Below are 13978 nucleotides of genomic sequence, written 5' to 3' on the forward strand. Positions count from 1 at the left end.
CAATGGCCCGCCGATGACAATTGTGCAACCTATGGCAATGAGTCGGGCCTATAGCTCTATGCTCACCCACACACCTGTGGGAGCCGGCACGCCAGCGCCTGCCGCCAACAACATCACGAGGGTTGCTCATGAGTGCAGGACACAGCCACGCCCAAGTCCGCGCGGGTCACGAGCGCAAGTTATGGTTCGCCCTGGGGCTGACCACCAGCTTCATGATTGCCGAAGTCATCGGCGCCTTTGTCACCGGTAGCCTGGCGCTGCTGTCCGACGCAGCCCACATGATGACCGACGCCCTGGCCCTGGCGATTTCCCTGGTGGCCATTCAGGTCGCCAAGCGCGCCGCCGACCGCAAGCGCACCTTTGGGTATGCGCGGTTTGAAATCCTGGCAGCCGCTTTCAATGCACTGCTGCTTTTCGCCGTGGCGTTTTACATTCTGTATGAGGCCTATCAACGGCTACAGGCGCCTGCGCAAATCCAGTCCACCGGCATGCTGGTGATTGCGGTGCTGGGGCTGATCGTCAACCTGATCGCCATGCGCCTGCTCAGCGGTGCCAGCGGCGAGAGCTTGAACGTCAAGGGCGCCTACCTGGAAGTCTGGAGCGACATGCTCGGCTCCATCGGCGTGATGATCGCGGCGGTGGTGATCATGTTGACGGGCTGGGGTTGGGTCGACTCGCTGGTGGCGGCAGCCATCGGCTTCTGGGTACTGCCGCGCACCTGGAGCTTGCTCAAGGAAAGCATGAATGTACTGCTGCAAGGCGTGCCGGACGGTATCGATATCGACCAGGTGGAGCAGGCCATTCGCGCCATTCCCGGGGTCAAGGATGTGCATGACCTGCACATCTGGGCGCTGACCAGCGGCAAAAACGTGCTGAGCACACATCTGGTGACCGATTCGGCGCTGGACACTGAGCACAAGATCCTCAGCCAGGTGACGGAAATGCTGCATGAACAATTCGATATTTCCCACGCCACCGTCCAAGTCGAAGGCGACGGTTTTGCACATGACGAACATGACGAGGTGCACGCCTGATCCTGGCTAACGGATTTGTAATGTTCTGCCCACCGCCCTGATAAGTACCGAAAGCTACATTGCCCCCCGCTGGGAAACCTCAGCGACTTCATGGGCGTGGAACTTTCGTTATGGCAATTTCTGTTAGAACACTGTTGGGGGCGGTGGCGTTGTGGGGCGTCGCTGCGGTGGCCCAGGCGCAGACCCTCACCCTCGATGCAGCCCTGCAAACCGCCTTCGCCAACAACCCCGACCTTGCCGCCGCGCAGTGGGACATCGACATCGCCGAAGGCGGTCGCCAGCAGGCGGGCTTGATCCCCAACCCGGTGGCGTCCTGGGATGCCGAAGACACGCGGCGCGATACGCGCACCACCACGATCAAACTGAGCCAGACCCTCGAGTTGGGCGGCAAGCGCGGTGCGCGCATTGACGTGGCCACGCGCGCCCAGGACGCCGCAGCGCTGACCCTGGAGCAGCGGCGCAACACGCTGCGCGCCGAGGTGATCGACAGCTATTACGGCGCCCTTCGCGCCCAGGAACGCCTCGACCTGGCGCAACGTTCCATGGCATTGGCCGAGCGTGGCCTGGTGGTCGCCAACGGCCGCGTCAGCGCTGGCAAGTCGTCGCCGGTGGAGGCCACGCGCGCCCAGGTGCAACTGTCAGAGATCCGCCTCGAACTCAACCGCGCGCAGATGGGCCTCACCGACGCCTACCGCCGTCTGGCCGCGAGTACCGGCAGCGCGTCGACCGACTTCCAGGCCGTCGCCACACAGCCTCAGTCCACCCCTTCATTACCCTCCGCGAATCAATTGCTCGCGCTCCTGGAACAGACCGCCGAGTTGCGCCTGGCCGAGCTGCAGATCCTGCAGAACGAAGCCAGCGTGGGCCTGGAAAAAGCCCAGCGTATTCCCGACCTGGATGTGTCCATCGGCAGCCAGTACGACGCCAGCGTGCGCGAGCGGGTCAACCTGGTGGGCGTGTCGATGCCGATCCCGCTGTTCAATCGCAACCAGGGCAATGTCCTCGCTGCCAGCCGCCGCGCCGACCAGGCCCGCGACCTGCGTAACGCCGCCGAACTGCGCTTGCGCACCGAAATCCGCCAGGCCCTGGACCTGTGGCGCACCGCCAATACCGAAGTGCGCGCGTTCAACCAGCAGATCCTGCCGGCTGCGCAAAGCGCGGTGGACAGTGCCACGCGGGGCTTTGAAATGGGCAAGTTCAACTTCCTCGAGGTGCTGGACGCCCAGCGCACGCTGATTGCGGCCCGCACCCAATACCTCACGGCAACCGCCCAGGCCACTGAGGCCTGGGTGCGTATCGAACGGATTTACGGCGACCTCGCCCGGTTTTGATTTTTTCTGGAGTGGCTTATGAACAAACGACACGGCGTGGCGCTTGCCGTCGCCCTGGGCCTGATGCTGTCTGGCGTGGCCGGCGCCGAGGAAGAGGAAGGCAAACTTGAACTCACCGAGCAGCAAATCGAAGCAGCCGGCATTCAGCTCGTCCAGGCCCAGCCCCGACAGATCAGCACGTTGCTGACGCTGCCGGGAGAGGTGCGTTTCGACGAGGACCGCACCTCGCATATCGTGCCGCGTGCGGCCGGGGTAGTGGAGTCGGTGCGGGTCAATCTCGGGCAATCGGTGAAGAAAGGCGAGCTGCTGGCGGTGATCGCCAGCCAGCAGATTTCCGATCAGCGCAGTGAGCTGGCCGCCAGTGAGCGGCGGGTCGAGCTGGCGCGCACGACCTTCCAGCGCGAGCGGCAATTGTGGCAGGACAAGATTTCCGCCGAGCAGGACTACCTGCTGGCGCGCCAAACCCTGCAAGAGGCCGAAATCGCCCTGAACAATGCCCGCCAGAAGATGACGGCCCTCAGCGGCAGCGCCGTGCTGGTGGGCGGCAACCGCTATGAATTGCGGGCGCCTTTCGCCGGGGTGGTGGTGGAAAAACACCTGGGTGTCGGCGAGGTGGTCAGCGAAACCAGCAACGCGTTCACCCTCTCGGACCTGTCCCAGGTGTGGGTCACCTTCGGCGTGTTTCCCAAGGATCTGAACAAGGTCCGGCTCGGCAAACCGGTGAAAGTCAGCTCCACCGAAATGGGCACCGAGGTACTCGGCAGCGTGGCTTATGTCGGCAATTTACTCGGCGAGCAGACGCGCACCGCCACCGTGCGTGTGACGGTGCCCAACCCCGACGACGCCTGGCGCCCTGGGCTGTTCGTGACGGTGCAACTGGCCACCGACACCTACCAGGCCAAGGTCACCGTGCCGCAAACGGCGATCCAGACCGTCGAGGACAAACCGTCCGTATTCGTGCGTACCCCGGACGGTTTTATCACGCGCCATCTCGAACTCGGCCTGAGTGAAAACGGCTACGTCGAAGTGCGCCAAGGCCTCGATGCCGGGGCGCAAGTGGCCACGGTTGGCAGCTTCATCCTCAAGTCCGAACTGGGCAAGGGCTCGGCCGAGCACGCCCATTGATCCCGCGAGTGATTTCTCATGTTTGAGCGCCTTATCCAATTCGCCATCGAGCAGCGCATCATCGTGCTGCTGGCGGTGCTGTTGATGGCCGGTGTCGGCATCGCCAGCTATCAGAAACTGCCGATCGACGCGGTGCCCGACATCACCAACGTGCAGGTGCAGATCAACTCGGCGGCGGCGGGGTTTTCGCCGCTGGAAACCGAGCAGCGCATCACCTTTCCCATCGAGACCGCCATGGCCGGGTTGCCCGGCATGCAGCAGACCCGCTCGCTGTCGCGCTCGGGCCTGTCGCAGGTGACGGTGATTTTCAAGGACGGCACCGACCTGTTCTTCGCCCGCCAGTTGGTCAATGAGCGCCTGCAAACCGCTCGCGAACAATTGCCGGCCGGCATCGAGACCGCGATGGGGCCGATCTCCACCGGCCTCGGCGAAATTTTCCTGTGGACCGTCGAGGCCGAAGACGGCGCTCTCAAGGAAGACGGCACGCCGTACACGCCGACGGACCTGCGGGTGATCCAGGACTGGATCATCAAGCCGCAACTGCGCAACGTGCCCGGTGTGGCCGAGATCAACACCATCGGCGGCTTTGCCAAGGAATACCAGATCGCCCCCGACCCCAAGCGCCTGGCGGCCTACAACCTGACCTTGAGCGACCTGGTCACGGCGCTTGAACGCAACAATGCCAACGTCGGCGCCGGTTATATCGAGCGCAGCGGCGAGCAGTTGTTGATCCGGGCGCCGGGACAAGTGGCGTCCATCGACGACATCGCCAATATCGTCATCACGAGCGTGGAGGGTACGCCGATCCGGGTGCGCAATGTCGCCCAGGTCGAGATCGGCCGTGAATTGCGCACCGGCGCGGCCACCGAAAACGGCCGTGAAGTGGTGCTGGGCACGGTGTTCATGTTGATTGGCGAGAACAGTCGCAGCGTTTCCCAGGCGGTGGCGAAAAAACTCGAGAGCATCAATCGCTCGCTGCCCGCAGGGGTGGTGGCCGTCACCGTGTATGACCGCACCAACCTGGTCGAAAAAGCCATCGCCACCGTCAAGAAAAACCTCTTCGAAGGTGCGCTGCTGGTGGTGGCGGTGTTGTTCCTGTTTCTGGGCAATATCCGTACGGCGCTGATCACCGCGATGGTGATTCCCCTGGCGATGCTGTTCACCTTTACCGGGATGTTCACCAACCGGGTCAGCGCCAACCTGATGAGTCTCGGTGCGCTGGACTTCGGCATTATTGTCGATGGCGCGGTGGTGATCGTCGAAAACGCCATCCGCCGCCTGGCCCATGCGCAGCAGCGTCACGGCCGCCAGCTGACCCGCAGCGAGCGCCTGCATGAAGTGTTTGCCGCTGCCAAGGAGGCCCGCCGCGCGTTGATCTTCGGGCAACTGATCATCATGGTCGTGTACCTGCCGATCTTCGCGCTCACCGGCGTGGCCGGGAAGATGTTCCACCCCATGGCCTTCACCGTGGTGATTGCCTTGCTGGGTGCGATGATTCTGTCGGTGACCTTTGTGCCGGCCGCGATTGCCCTGTTCGTCACCGGCAAGGTCAAGGAGGAAGAAAACCTGGTGATGCGCACCGCGCGCCGGGCGTATGCGCCAGTCCTGGATTGGGTGATGGGGCGTCGTCCGCTGGTGTTCGGCCTGGCCGTGTTGACAATCCTCGCCTCGAGCTGGGTAGCCAGCCGCATGGGCAGCGAATTTATCCCCAGCCTCAGCGAAGGCGACTTTGCCCAGCAGGCCTTGCGCGTGCCCGGCACCAGCCTGACGCAATCGGTGCAGATGCAGCAGCAACTGGAAAAAACCCTGATGGCCCAGGTGCCGGAAATCCTGCGGGTATTTGCGCGTACCGGCACCGCCGAAATTGCCTCGGACCCGATGCCGCCGAACATTTCCGACAGCTATGTGATGCTCAAGCCGAAGGACCAATGGCCGGACCCGAACAAGTCCCGCGAAACCCTGATCGCCGATATCCAGCGCGCCAGTGCGATTGTGCCGGGCAGTGCGTATGAACTGTCGCAACCGATCCAGCTGCGTTTCAACGAGCTGATATCCGGGGTGCGCAGCGACGTGGCGGTGAAGGTCTTCGGCGATGACATGGCGGTGCTGAACGCGACGGCCGGGGAAATCGCCGAGACCCTGCAAAAGCTCGAGGGCGCCTCGGAGGTGAAGGTGGAACAGACCTCCGGCCTGCCGGTGCTGACCATCAATATCGACCGTGACAAGGCCGCGCGCTTTGGCCTGAATGTCGGCGATGTGCAGGACACCATTGCGGTTGCCGTGGGAGGGCGCCAGGCCGGTACGTTGTACGAAGGTGACCGTCGTTTTGACATGGTCGTGCGTTTGTCCGACGCACTGCGCACCGATATCGACGGCCTGTCGCGGCTGTTGATTCCGGTGCCGGCGCTGGCGGGTAACGCGGCCGGACAGTTGGGATTTATCGCCTTGTCCCAGGTTGCCAGCCTGGACCTGGTCCTCGGCCCGAACCAGATCAGCCGCGAAAATGTCAAGCGCCTGGTGATCGTCAGCGCCAACGTGCGTGGGCGTGATATTGGCTCGTTCGTGGCAGAGGCCGAAACGGCGATCAGCGCGCAGGTGAAAGTGCCGGCGGGTTACTGGACCACCTGGGGTGGCCAGTTCGAGCAGTTGAAGGAAGCCTCCGAGCGCTTGCGCATCGTGGTGCCGGTCGCCCTGCTGCTGGTGTTCGGGTTGCTGTTCATGATGTTCAACAACCTCAAGGACGGGCTGCTGGTGTTCACCGGGATTCCGTTCGCCTTGACCGGTGGGATCATGGCGCTGTGGCTGCGGGATATTCCGCTGTCGATCTCGGCGGGGGTGGGCTTTATTGCCTTGTCCGGCGTGGCGGTGCTCAACGGGTTGGTGATGATTGCCTTCATCCGCAACCTGCGCGAGGAGGGGCGTTCGTTGTCGGTGGCGATCCACGAAGGCGCGTTGACCCGTTTGCGCCCGGTGTTGATGACTGCGCTGGTGGCCTCCCTCGGGTTCATCCCCATGGCCCTGGCCACCGGCACCGGCGCCGAAGTGCAGCGCCCGTTGGCAACGGTGGTGATCGGCGGGATTATCTCTTCTACGCTACTGACCTTGCTGGTGCTGCCGGCGCTGTACCAGTGGGCGCATCGCAAGGAAGAGGAAACACCAGGTCAAAGCGCGTAAAGCGCCCGGGCTGGCTGCTGACGTCGGCGTGCCCCTGATGCAGGCGCATGATCGACTGCACGATGGCCAGCCCCAGCCCGGTGCCGCCCTCGGCGCGGGTTCGGCTGCTGTCGGCGCGGTAAAAGCGTTCGAACAGGTGTGGCAGGTGGTGAGCTTCGATGCCACGGCCGGGGTTGCCCACCGACAGCGAGACGCTGTGGTCGTAGCTTTCCACCAGCAGCAACACCGTGGAGCCCTCGGGCGTATGGCGAATCGCGTTGGACAGCAGGTTGGAAATCGCCCGCTGGATCATCAGGCGATCGCCCTTGACCCAGGCGTCGCCGCGCAGGCTCAGGCTCACGCGTTTGTCTTCGGCGCTCAGGGCGAACAGCGCCATGACCCGCTGCGCTTCGGCACCCAGCGACACCGCGTCGAAACCCGCCCGTGCAGCGGGGTGGCTGACCTGGGCGAGAAACAGCATGTCGGAGACGATGCGCGACAGGCGTTCCATTTCCTCGGCGCAGGATTCCAGCCCGGCCTTGTAGGCCTCGCCGGGACGGTCGCGGGACAGGGTCACCTGGGCCTTGCCCATCAGGTTGGTCAGTGGCGCGCGCAGTTCGTGGGCGAGGTCATCGGAGAATTGCGACAGCTGCTGCACACCGGCGTCGAGGCGATGCAGCATGAAGTTGATGCCTTCGGCCAGCTCGCCCAACTCCTTGGGCAGGTTGTCCAGCGACAAACGGTGCGTCAGGTCCTGGGTACTGACCTTGGCTGCCACGCGGCTGAACTGCTGCAGCGGCGCGAGCCCACGTTGCACCAGCCACCAGGCGCCCATGCCGATCAGGAGCAGCAGCATCGGCAGCGCGATCACCGTGGAGCGCAGGTAGGCACTGAGCAGGGCCTCATCATCGGAGCGGTCCAGCGACAGCAGCACGCGCACATTTTCGCCGCTGCGCAACGGCATCAGCCGCGTGGCACTGAGGATGCGATTGCCGCGCCCATCCACCCAATTGAGGTAGGCCAGGGTCTTGCCGGCGGGCACGTCGAGCAACAGCGGTTGCTGGGGCTTGGCACCGACGCTGAGCAGCACTGGTGCATCGGGGGCGCCGCCGATGATGGTCAGGTAGATGTTGTCGTGGCCCATCACCAGGTCGAGCAGCGAATGGGGGCGGGCGGCAATATCGTGCGGCTTGAGGTCCTGGCCGAGGCTGTGTTCCAGTTGCTCCAGTTTGTTTTCCAGGCCCTTGCGCGCGAGCTTTTCCAGCTCGTGGGTCAGCGCCAGGTAAGCCAGGGTCGCCAACAGCACGACCAGGCCCGCGCCCATCAGGCTGACCGTCAGCCCCAGGCGCATCGACAGGCTGCTGGTCCTCATGGGCGTGCCTCCAGCACGTAGCCGACGCCGCGAATGGTGTGGATCAGCTTGACCTCGCTCTGGTCATCGACCTTGCCGCGCAGGCGACTGATGGAGACTTCCACCACGTTGGTGTCGCAGTCGAAGTTCATGTCCCACACCAGGGAGATGATCTGCGTGCGAGTCATCACTTCGCCGGCCTGGCGCATCAACACGTGCAGCAAGGCGAACTCCTTGGTGGTCAGGTCGATCCGCCGGTTGCCGCGATAGGCGCGATGGCGGCGCGGGTCCAGCTCCAGGTCCGCGACACGCAGCACGTCCGGCAACGGGATGTGCTCGCTGCGCCGCAGCAACGTGCGCACACGGGCCAGCAGTTCGGGAAACTCGAAGGGCTTGACCAGGTAATCATCGGCGCCCATGTCCAGGCCCTTGATCTTGTCGGCCAGCCGGCCGCGTGCGGTCAGCATCATCACGCGTTGATTGCCGTCGCGGCGCAGCTGTTCCAGCACCTCCCAACCGTCGGTGTTGGGCAGGTTCACGTCGAGGATCACCAGTTCATAAGTGTGCTGCCTGGCCAGGTGCAGGCCATCGATGCCGCTGGCCGCGCAATCGACGACATAGCCACTTTCGGTCAGGCCCTGTTGCAAGTAGTCAGCGGTTTTCTGCTCGTCCTCAACCACAAGGATACGCATGGGGGGTTTACCTTTTTTTTACCAGAGGGGAGGTCCATGTCCTTATGGAATGACGTGTTCGGGGTAGGGGAAAATTCTCAACCGTGAAGTCGCTTCAGGGTCAACTGCGACCATCGGCCGCATAAGGGCGTGCGCAAAAAAAACGCCCCGACCGGGGCGTTAAAAATCCATCTCTTTCCAAAGGAGCTACACAAAAGCTTCAGAGATGAATGTGCTCGGTGTATGACGCGTTGAGTCCACTATAAGAAGTTCAACTTAACGGGAAGGTGGGCCCAATATTACAGTTCTGATACCTGGCTATTTGTGAACAGATGTTAGTTAACCGCGAACGACTGTAACGACTCACAGCGCCACCAGCGGGTATTCGGCAATCAGGCGAACTTCCTCCAGGTCGGATTCGAACGCACTGGAGCGCACCGTGGCCTGGCGCAGGCGCAGCGACAAGTCCTTCAGCGTGCCACTTTGCACCACGTACTTGGCCTCGACATCCCGCTCCCAGCGACGCTGGTCGGTGAGTGGATTGCCGGCCGCATCGCGGCGCATATACACCGCGTTGGCGTCGCTGTAGTCGGCGCCGGTGCCCTTGCCGTAGCGGGTCATGAACGACAGGCCGGGAATGCCGAAAGGCTGCATGTCCAGGTCGTAGCGCAGCATCCACGAGCGCTCCTTGGGGGAGTTGAAGTCGCTGTACTGGATCGAGTTGTTGAGGAAGATCGAATCCGACTGGCGCAGGTAATCGAAGTCGTCATCACCGTTGTTGCGCTGGTGCGACACGGCCAGGCTGTGGGCGCCGACCTTGACGCCGAGCCTGGCGCTCCAGATGGTGTTGTCGAATTCGCCGAGCAGCTTTTTGCCTTCATCCACGGCCTTGTAAAGGTTGACGTCGCCGAACAGCGAGACGTCGTCGGTCAGTGGGTAGCTGGCGGCGCTGCCCGCGTAATACTGGTCCCAGGCGTCTTTCAGGCGGCTGCTGTAGAGGCTGAAGCTGAGGTGCTGGTTGAGGCTGTAGTCGCCGCCGAAATAGCTGATCCAGGGCGAGTCGACCTTGCCTGCATAAAACGTTGCAAAGCCTTTATCCATGCCGCTTTCGCTGGGCTGGCTCATGCCGCTCAAACGCCCGCCCTGCAGGCTCAGGCCCTCCAGGCTGGTGTTTTGCACGGTCACGCCACGAAAGCTTTCCGGCAGCAGGCGCGAATCGCCATAGGCCACCACCGGGTTCAGCGGGAATACGTCGCCGGCCTTGATCACCGTATCCAGCACGCGCAATTTCGCCGCGCCGCCGACCTTGCTGTAGCTGTCTTCGGGATGGTTGTCGCTGTCCACCGGCAGCACGCCGAACGAGCCTTTGCCACCGCTGCGGCCGGTGCCCGAGTCGAGTTTCAGGCCGACCATGGCAAACGCATCCAGGCCAAACCCCACCGTGCCTTGGGTGAACCCGGATTCGAATTTACCGATGAACCCCTGGGCCCAGGCTTCGGAGTAACCGTTGCCGGTGGGGCTGGACTGGCCCTTGCGGTCATCGCGATTGAAATAGAAATTGCGCGCCAGCACGTTCACGCTGCTGCCTTCGATAAACCCTTCGGGTTTTTCTTCGGCCGCCACGGAGGCCAGCGGCAACGTGGCGACCAGTGACAGGGGAAGGGTGTAATAACGGATCCGCATGTTTCGCTCCTCGGTATTGGCAGTGATCAGCTTCTTATGGAGGCGGGCGTTCTTATTGATCTGGCCCGGGCTGATAGTTGCAAACCGTGGATAACGACTGGGTGGCGGCAACATTACAATTCTGGAAACTGGTGGCCACCTAACAAATAAGTAATGTTCTGGTGAACATCGCGTCAGGGTTCGCTGGTTAGTCTCGGCACTGAACTTTCAGTCGAGGAACCTGTGATGAACTTTTATGCAATCGCCCTGGGTGTATTTACCGCAAGCCTGTCATTGGGCGCATTGGCCGAAGGCGGCGGTGATCGCACTTTTGCGTTGATGATGGAGCGCAATGAAAAAGCCATGGCCGACTACGCGGTGAAAAACGGCAAGCCGGCGCCCGAGGTGCAGGCGTATCGCTACGGCATGAAACTGGACATTGCCAAGGTGATCAACGTGACGCCGCCGATCCGCGCGTGCAATCCCGTGCCCTCGCGCATGACCTATGAAGACTCCCGCGGCAATCTCAATACCCTGGAATATCAAGTGATGGGTGTGTGCCGAAATAACGGCAGTTGATGGATCCAAAAAAACAGTGGGGCCCACGCAAAAAAGCGCTTCAGAAAACGCCGGCAGCGCCGATGCAGGTCAGATCACTCTCCCCAAATGACCATCGGTGCCCCATGTTCAACACCCGTTTGAAGCAGGAGCTGTCGGCTCTTCGCGAAGAATTGTCCAGCTTGCAACAGGTCAAGGAGAGCCTGGAAAGCGAAATGCTGTGCCTGACGCTGGACGCCGAAGGCCGGGTGGAGTGGGCCAACGCCAACTTCCTGCAGGAACTGGTGTACGCGTCGAGCAACATTCTCGGTCGTCCGATCGAAGACCTGGTGCCCGATCACGTGCGCAATGATGAATTCCATCGCCGCTTCAAGAACGCCCTGGTGCGCGGTGAGCATTTCGCCGGCACCGTGCGCCTGATGCGCGGCAATGGCCAGGAGGCGTGGCTGCGCTCGATCTTGCAGCCGGTGCGCAGTTCGGAAGGGCGCATCAAGCATTTTTCGATCTACTCCAGCGACCTCACCCGCACGATCGAAGCCTCTCGCGAGCATGAAAACCTGATCACCGCGTTGGTGCGGTCCACCGCCGTTATCGAGTTTGACCTGGGCGGGCACGTGCTCACTGCCAACGATCGTTTTCTCGGCGGCATGGGTTACAGCCTGGCGCAGATCCAGGGCAAACATCACCGTATGTTCTGCGCGCCGGAAGAGTACAACAGCGCCGAATACCAACACTTCTGGAAGCGCTTGAACGCCGGCGAGTTCGTCGCGGCGCGCTTCAAGCGTGTGGACAGCCATGGCCGCACGGTTTGGCTGGAAGCCACCTACAACCCGGTGCTGGATGCCAACGACCGGCTGTACAAAGTGGTCAAGTTCGCCACGGTGATCACCGACCAGGTCAATCAGGAGCAGGCCGTCGCTGAAGCTGCGAACATTGCCTACAGCACGTCCTTGCACACCGACAGCAGTGCCCAGCGCGGTACCACGGTGGTGACCCAGGCGGTGGACGTGATGCGCGATCTGGCCAAGCACATGCAACAGGCCGGCGAGGGCATCGAGGCGCTCAACGCCCAGTCCCAAGTGATCGGCACCATCGTCAAGACCATCAGCGGCATCGCCGAGCAGACCAACTTGCTGGCGCTGAACGCCGCCATTGAAGCGGCGCGCGCCGGTGAACAAGGGCGTGGTTTCGCGGTGGTGGCCGATGAGGTGCGCCAGCTGGCGTCACGTACCAGCAAAGCCACCGAGGAGATTGTCGGCGTGGTGCGGCAGAACCAGGACATGGCCCGCGATGCGGTAACCCTGATGACTGATGGCCGTCTGCAAGCCGAGCAGGGCCTGGCCCTCGCGGCGGAGGCGGGCACGGTCATCGTCGAAATCCAGGACGGTGCGCAAAAAGTGGTCAGTGCAGTGGGACAATTCGCAAACCAGTTGTCGAGCTGAGCCGTGGGGCTTGTGCTTGAGGTATCGTAGGTTTTTTCCGCTTGAAGAGCCGATCCTCCATGAGCCCTACTCACCGCCGCCCCGTTCCGCTGTCCAAGGCCTACCGCCTGCTCAACCATGGGCCGACCGTGCTGGTCAGCGCGGCCCACAACGGCCAGCGCAACATCATGGCCGCCGCCTGGGCGATGCCGCTGGATTTCGAGCCGCCGAAAGTCGCGGTTGTATTGGACAAAGCCACCTGGACCCGCCAACTGCTGGAAAGCGCCGGCACCTTCGTGCTGCAGGTGCCTTGCGTGGCCCAGGTCGATCTGGTCCAGACCGTCGGCAACACCACCGGCTCTGAGACGGACAAATTTGCCGCCTACGGCCTGCACACCTTCAGCGGTGAACACACAGAAGCGCCATTGCTGGAAGGCTGTGTGGCCTGGCTGGAATGCCGCCTGCTGCCCGAACCGCACAACCAGCAGGCCTACGACCTGTTCCTGGGTGAAGTGGTGGCGGCTTATGCCGACGAGCGCGTGTTCAGCGACGGCCGCTGGCACTTCGAAGGGCATGATTCGCTGCGCACCTTGCACCATGTGGCGGGTGGGCATTTCCTCACCATCGGCGCGCCGATTGACGGTAAAACCTTGCCTTGAGACAGCCCCCGCAGGCGCCGGCGTGCCTGCGTCTGCAGGGTTACCATTGCGCCTGGCCGAGGGCTTCGGCAAACGCCATCAGTTTTGGCGAGTACTGTCGGGACGGCGGGTAAACCAGCGAGATCGCCCGGCGGCGGCCAGCGAAGTTTTCCAGCAGCGGCACCAGGCGCCCGGCGGCCAAGTCGTCGCGCACGGCAAAGTCCATGACCTGGGCGATGCCGAAGCCACCGACGGCGCCGTCGACCAGTGCATCACCGATATCAAAGATCAGCCGCCCTTCGACACTCACGTCCTGCACCTTGCCATCGAGCATGAACTGCCAATCGACCATGCGCCCGTTGCGCAGATTGCGCACGGTCAGGCAGTTGTGGTCCTTGAGTTCGTCGACGCTGTGCGGTGTACCGAAGCGCGCCAGGTAAGCCGGCGAGGCGACCGTGATCCAGCGCAACGGCGCCAGCGGGCGGGCGATCAGGCGTTGGTCCTGGATCTCGCCGGTGCGCAGGAGGGCGTCGAAGCCTTCATCGACGATGTCCACCAGGCGGTCGGTCATCACTGCTTCGATGCGCAACGCGGGGTAACGCAAGGTCAGTTCGCCGATCACCGGCATGACCACCTTGCGCCCGAACAGCGAGGGCGTGCTGATCTTCAACAGGCCGGAAGGGGTGCTGCGGCGGTCGAGCATCAGCTTTTCGGCCTCGGCCAATTCTGCCAACAGCGGCGCGCTGCGCTCATAGAGCATCTGCCCGTCGGGCGTCAGGCTGACGCTGCGGGTGTTGCGTTGCAGCAGGCGTACGCCCAGTTCCTGTTCGAGGCGCGAAATGGCGCGAGACAGGCCCGACTGGGTCAGTCCCAGGTCTGCGGCCGCGCGCGTGAAACTGCGGGTTTCGGCCACGCGGACCAACAGGCGAACAGCGTTCAGATTCATGATTAAAGTCATTACTGAAAGAGTGATTGCGCTATTTATCATCTGTTTCGCATAAAAGACACTGGCGGCTTCTCATTTTCGGACAGGA

10 protein-coding genes and 2 pseudogenes are annotated in these 13978 nt (G+C 62.7%); 8 read left to right on the forward strand and 4 right to left on the reverse strand.

Annotated elements, in window-relative coordinates:
- Nucleotides 1-128: 128 nt before the first annotated feature.
- The 4 genes from AC07OJ_RS22760 to AC07OJ_RS22775 all read left to right on the forward strand — a co-directional run bounded on the left by AC07OJ_RS22760 (nucleotide 129) and on the right by AC07OJ_RS22775 (nucleotide 6664).
- Nucleotides 129-1034 (forward strand): cation diffusion facilitator family transporter, encoded by a 906-nt coding sequence (locus AC07OJ_RS22760; protein WP_495095249.1) that lies wholly within the window; start codon nucleotides 129-131, stop codon nucleotides 1032-1034.
- A gap of 110 nt (nucleotides 1035-1144) precedes the next feature.
- A complete protein-coding gene (locus AC07OJ_RS22765) occupies nucleotides 1145-2365 on the forward strand; it encodes a TolC family protein (protein WP_495095250.1) in 1221 nt (406 codons plus the stop codon).
- 18 nt (nucleotides 2366-2383) lie between these two features.
- A complete protein-coding gene (locus AC07OJ_RS22770) occupies nucleotides 2384-3490 on the forward strand; it encodes an efflux RND transporter periplasmic adaptor subunit (RefSeq protein WP_495095251.1) in 1107 nt (368 codons plus the stop codon).
- A gap of 18 nt (nucleotides 3491-3508) precedes the next feature.
- Entirely contained in the window at nucleotides 3509-6664 is a 3156-nt protein-coding gene (locus AC07OJ_RS22775) for a CusA/CzcA family heavy metal efflux RND transporter (protein WP_495095252.1), read from the forward strand.
- Here the strand turns inward: AC07OJ_RS22775 and AC07OJ_RS22780 are convergent.
- The 3 genes from AC07OJ_RS22780 to AC07OJ_RS22790 form a co-directional block, all read right to left on the reverse strand.
- The gene (locus AC07OJ_RS22780; RefSeq protein WP_495095253.1) at nucleotides 6579-8015 is read right to left on the reverse strand and encodes a heavy metal sensor histidine kinase; all 1437 of its coding nucleotides are present in this window, start codon (nucleotides 8013-8015) and stop codon (nucleotides 6579-6581) included. The two genes, AC07OJ_RS22775 and AC07OJ_RS22780, sit on opposite strands and share 86 nt — an antisense overlap.
- The gene (locus tag AC07OJ_RS22785) at nucleotides 8012-8686 is read right to left on the reverse strand and encodes a heavy metal response regulator transcription factor (protein ID WP_065900428.1); all 675 of its coding nucleotides are present in this window, start codon (nucleotides 8684-8686) and stop codon (nucleotides 8012-8014) included. The genes AC07OJ_RS22780 and AC07OJ_RS22785 overlap by 4 nt, the downstream gene beginning before the upstream one ends.
- Before the next feature lie 342 nt (nucleotides 8687-9028).
- The gene (locus tag AC07OJ_RS22790; protein ID WP_495095254.1) at nucleotides 9029-10348 is read right to left on the reverse strand and encodes an OprD family porin; all 1320 of its coding nucleotides are present in this window, start codon (nucleotides 10346-10348) and stop codon (nucleotides 9029-9031) included.
- Between the two features lie 225 nt (nucleotides 10349-10573).
- Here AC07OJ_RS22790 and AC07OJ_RS22795 point away from each other — a divergent pair, with 225 nt between their 5' ends.
- From AC07OJ_RS22795 to AC07OJ_RS22810, 4 genes and pseudogenes are all read left to right on the forward strand, one after another.
- Nucleotides 10574-10906: a DUF2790 domain-containing protein gene (locus AC07OJ_RS22795; RefSeq protein WP_065900430.1), complete on the forward strand. Its 333-nt coding sequence runs from the start codon at nucleotides 10574-10576 to the stop codon at nucleotides 10904-10906.
- 194 nt (nucleotides 10907-11100) lie between these two features.
- Nucleotides 11101-11787: pseudogene (locus AC07OJ_RS22800) on the forward strand (PAS domain-containing protein); the annotation flags it as partial.
- A 111-nt stretch (nucleotides 11788-11898) separates the two neighbouring features.
- Nucleotides 11899-12327: pseudogene (locus AC07OJ_RS22805) on the forward strand (methyl-accepting chemotaxis protein); the annotation flags it as partial.
- Between the two features lie 59 nt (nucleotides 12328-12386).
- Nucleotides 12387-12965, forward strand: coding sequence for a flavin reductase family protein (locus tag AC07OJ_RS22810; protein WP_495095255.1), 579 nt, complete (start codon nucleotides 12387-12389; stop codon nucleotides 12963-12965).
- Nucleotides 12966-13005: 40 nt separating this feature from the next.
- On the opposite strand, the gene AC07OJ_RS22815 is transcribed toward AC07OJ_RS22810, so the two are convergent.
- Nucleotides 13006-13890, reverse strand: coding sequence for a LysR family transcriptional regulator (locus tag AC07OJ_RS22815; RefSeq protein WP_495095256.1), 885 nt, complete (start codon nucleotides 13888-13890; stop codon nucleotides 13006-13008).
- Nucleotides 13891-13978: the final 88 nt, after the last annotated feature.

Source organism: Pseudomonas sp. GW821-FHT09C08 (genome assembly GCF_059418125.1).

Excerpts from the sequence above, each read along its gene's own strand:
- AC07OJ_RS22760 (WP_495095249.1), top strand. The coding sequence starts at position 129 with ATGAGTGCAGGACACAGCCACGCCCAAGTCCGCGCGGGTCACGAGCGC.
- AC07OJ_RS22765 (WP_495095250.1), top strand. The coding sequence starts at position 1,145 with ATGGCAATTTCTGTTAGAACACTGTTGGGGGCGGTGGCGTTGTGGGGC.
- AC07OJ_RS22770 (WP_495095251.1), top strand. The coding sequence starts at position 2,384 with ATGAACAAACGACACGGCGTGGCGCTTGCCGTCGCCCTGGGCCTGATG.
- AC07OJ_RS22775 (WP_495095252.1), top strand. The coding sequence starts at position 3,509 with ATGTTTGAGCGCCTTATCCAATTCGCCATCGAGCAGCGCATCATCGTG.
- AC07OJ_RS22780 (WP_495095253.1), bottom strand. The coding sequence starts at position 8,015 with ATGAGGACCAGCAGCCTGTCGATGCGCCTGGGGCTGACGGTCAGCCTG.
- AC07OJ_RS22785 (WP_065900428.1), bottom strand. The coding sequence starts at position 8,686 with ATGCGTATCCTTGTGGTTGAGGACGAGCAGAAAACCGCTGACTACTTG.
- AC07OJ_RS22790 (WP_495095254.1), bottom strand. The coding sequence starts at position 10,348 with ATGCGGATCCGTTATTACACCCTTCCCCTGTCACTGGTCGCCACGTTG.
- AC07OJ_RS22795 (WP_065900430.1), top strand. The coding sequence starts at position 10,574 with ATGAACTTTTATGCAATCGCCCTGGGTGTATTTACCGCAAGCCTGTCA.
- AC07OJ_RS22810 (WP_495095255.1), top strand. The coding sequence starts at position 12,387 with ATGAGCCCTACTCACCGCCGCCCCGTTCCGCTGTCCAAGGCCTACCGC.
- AC07OJ_RS22815 (WP_495095256.1), bottom strand. The coding sequence starts at position 13,890 with ATGAATCTGAACGCTGTTCGCCTGTTGGTCCGCGTGGCCGAAACCCGC.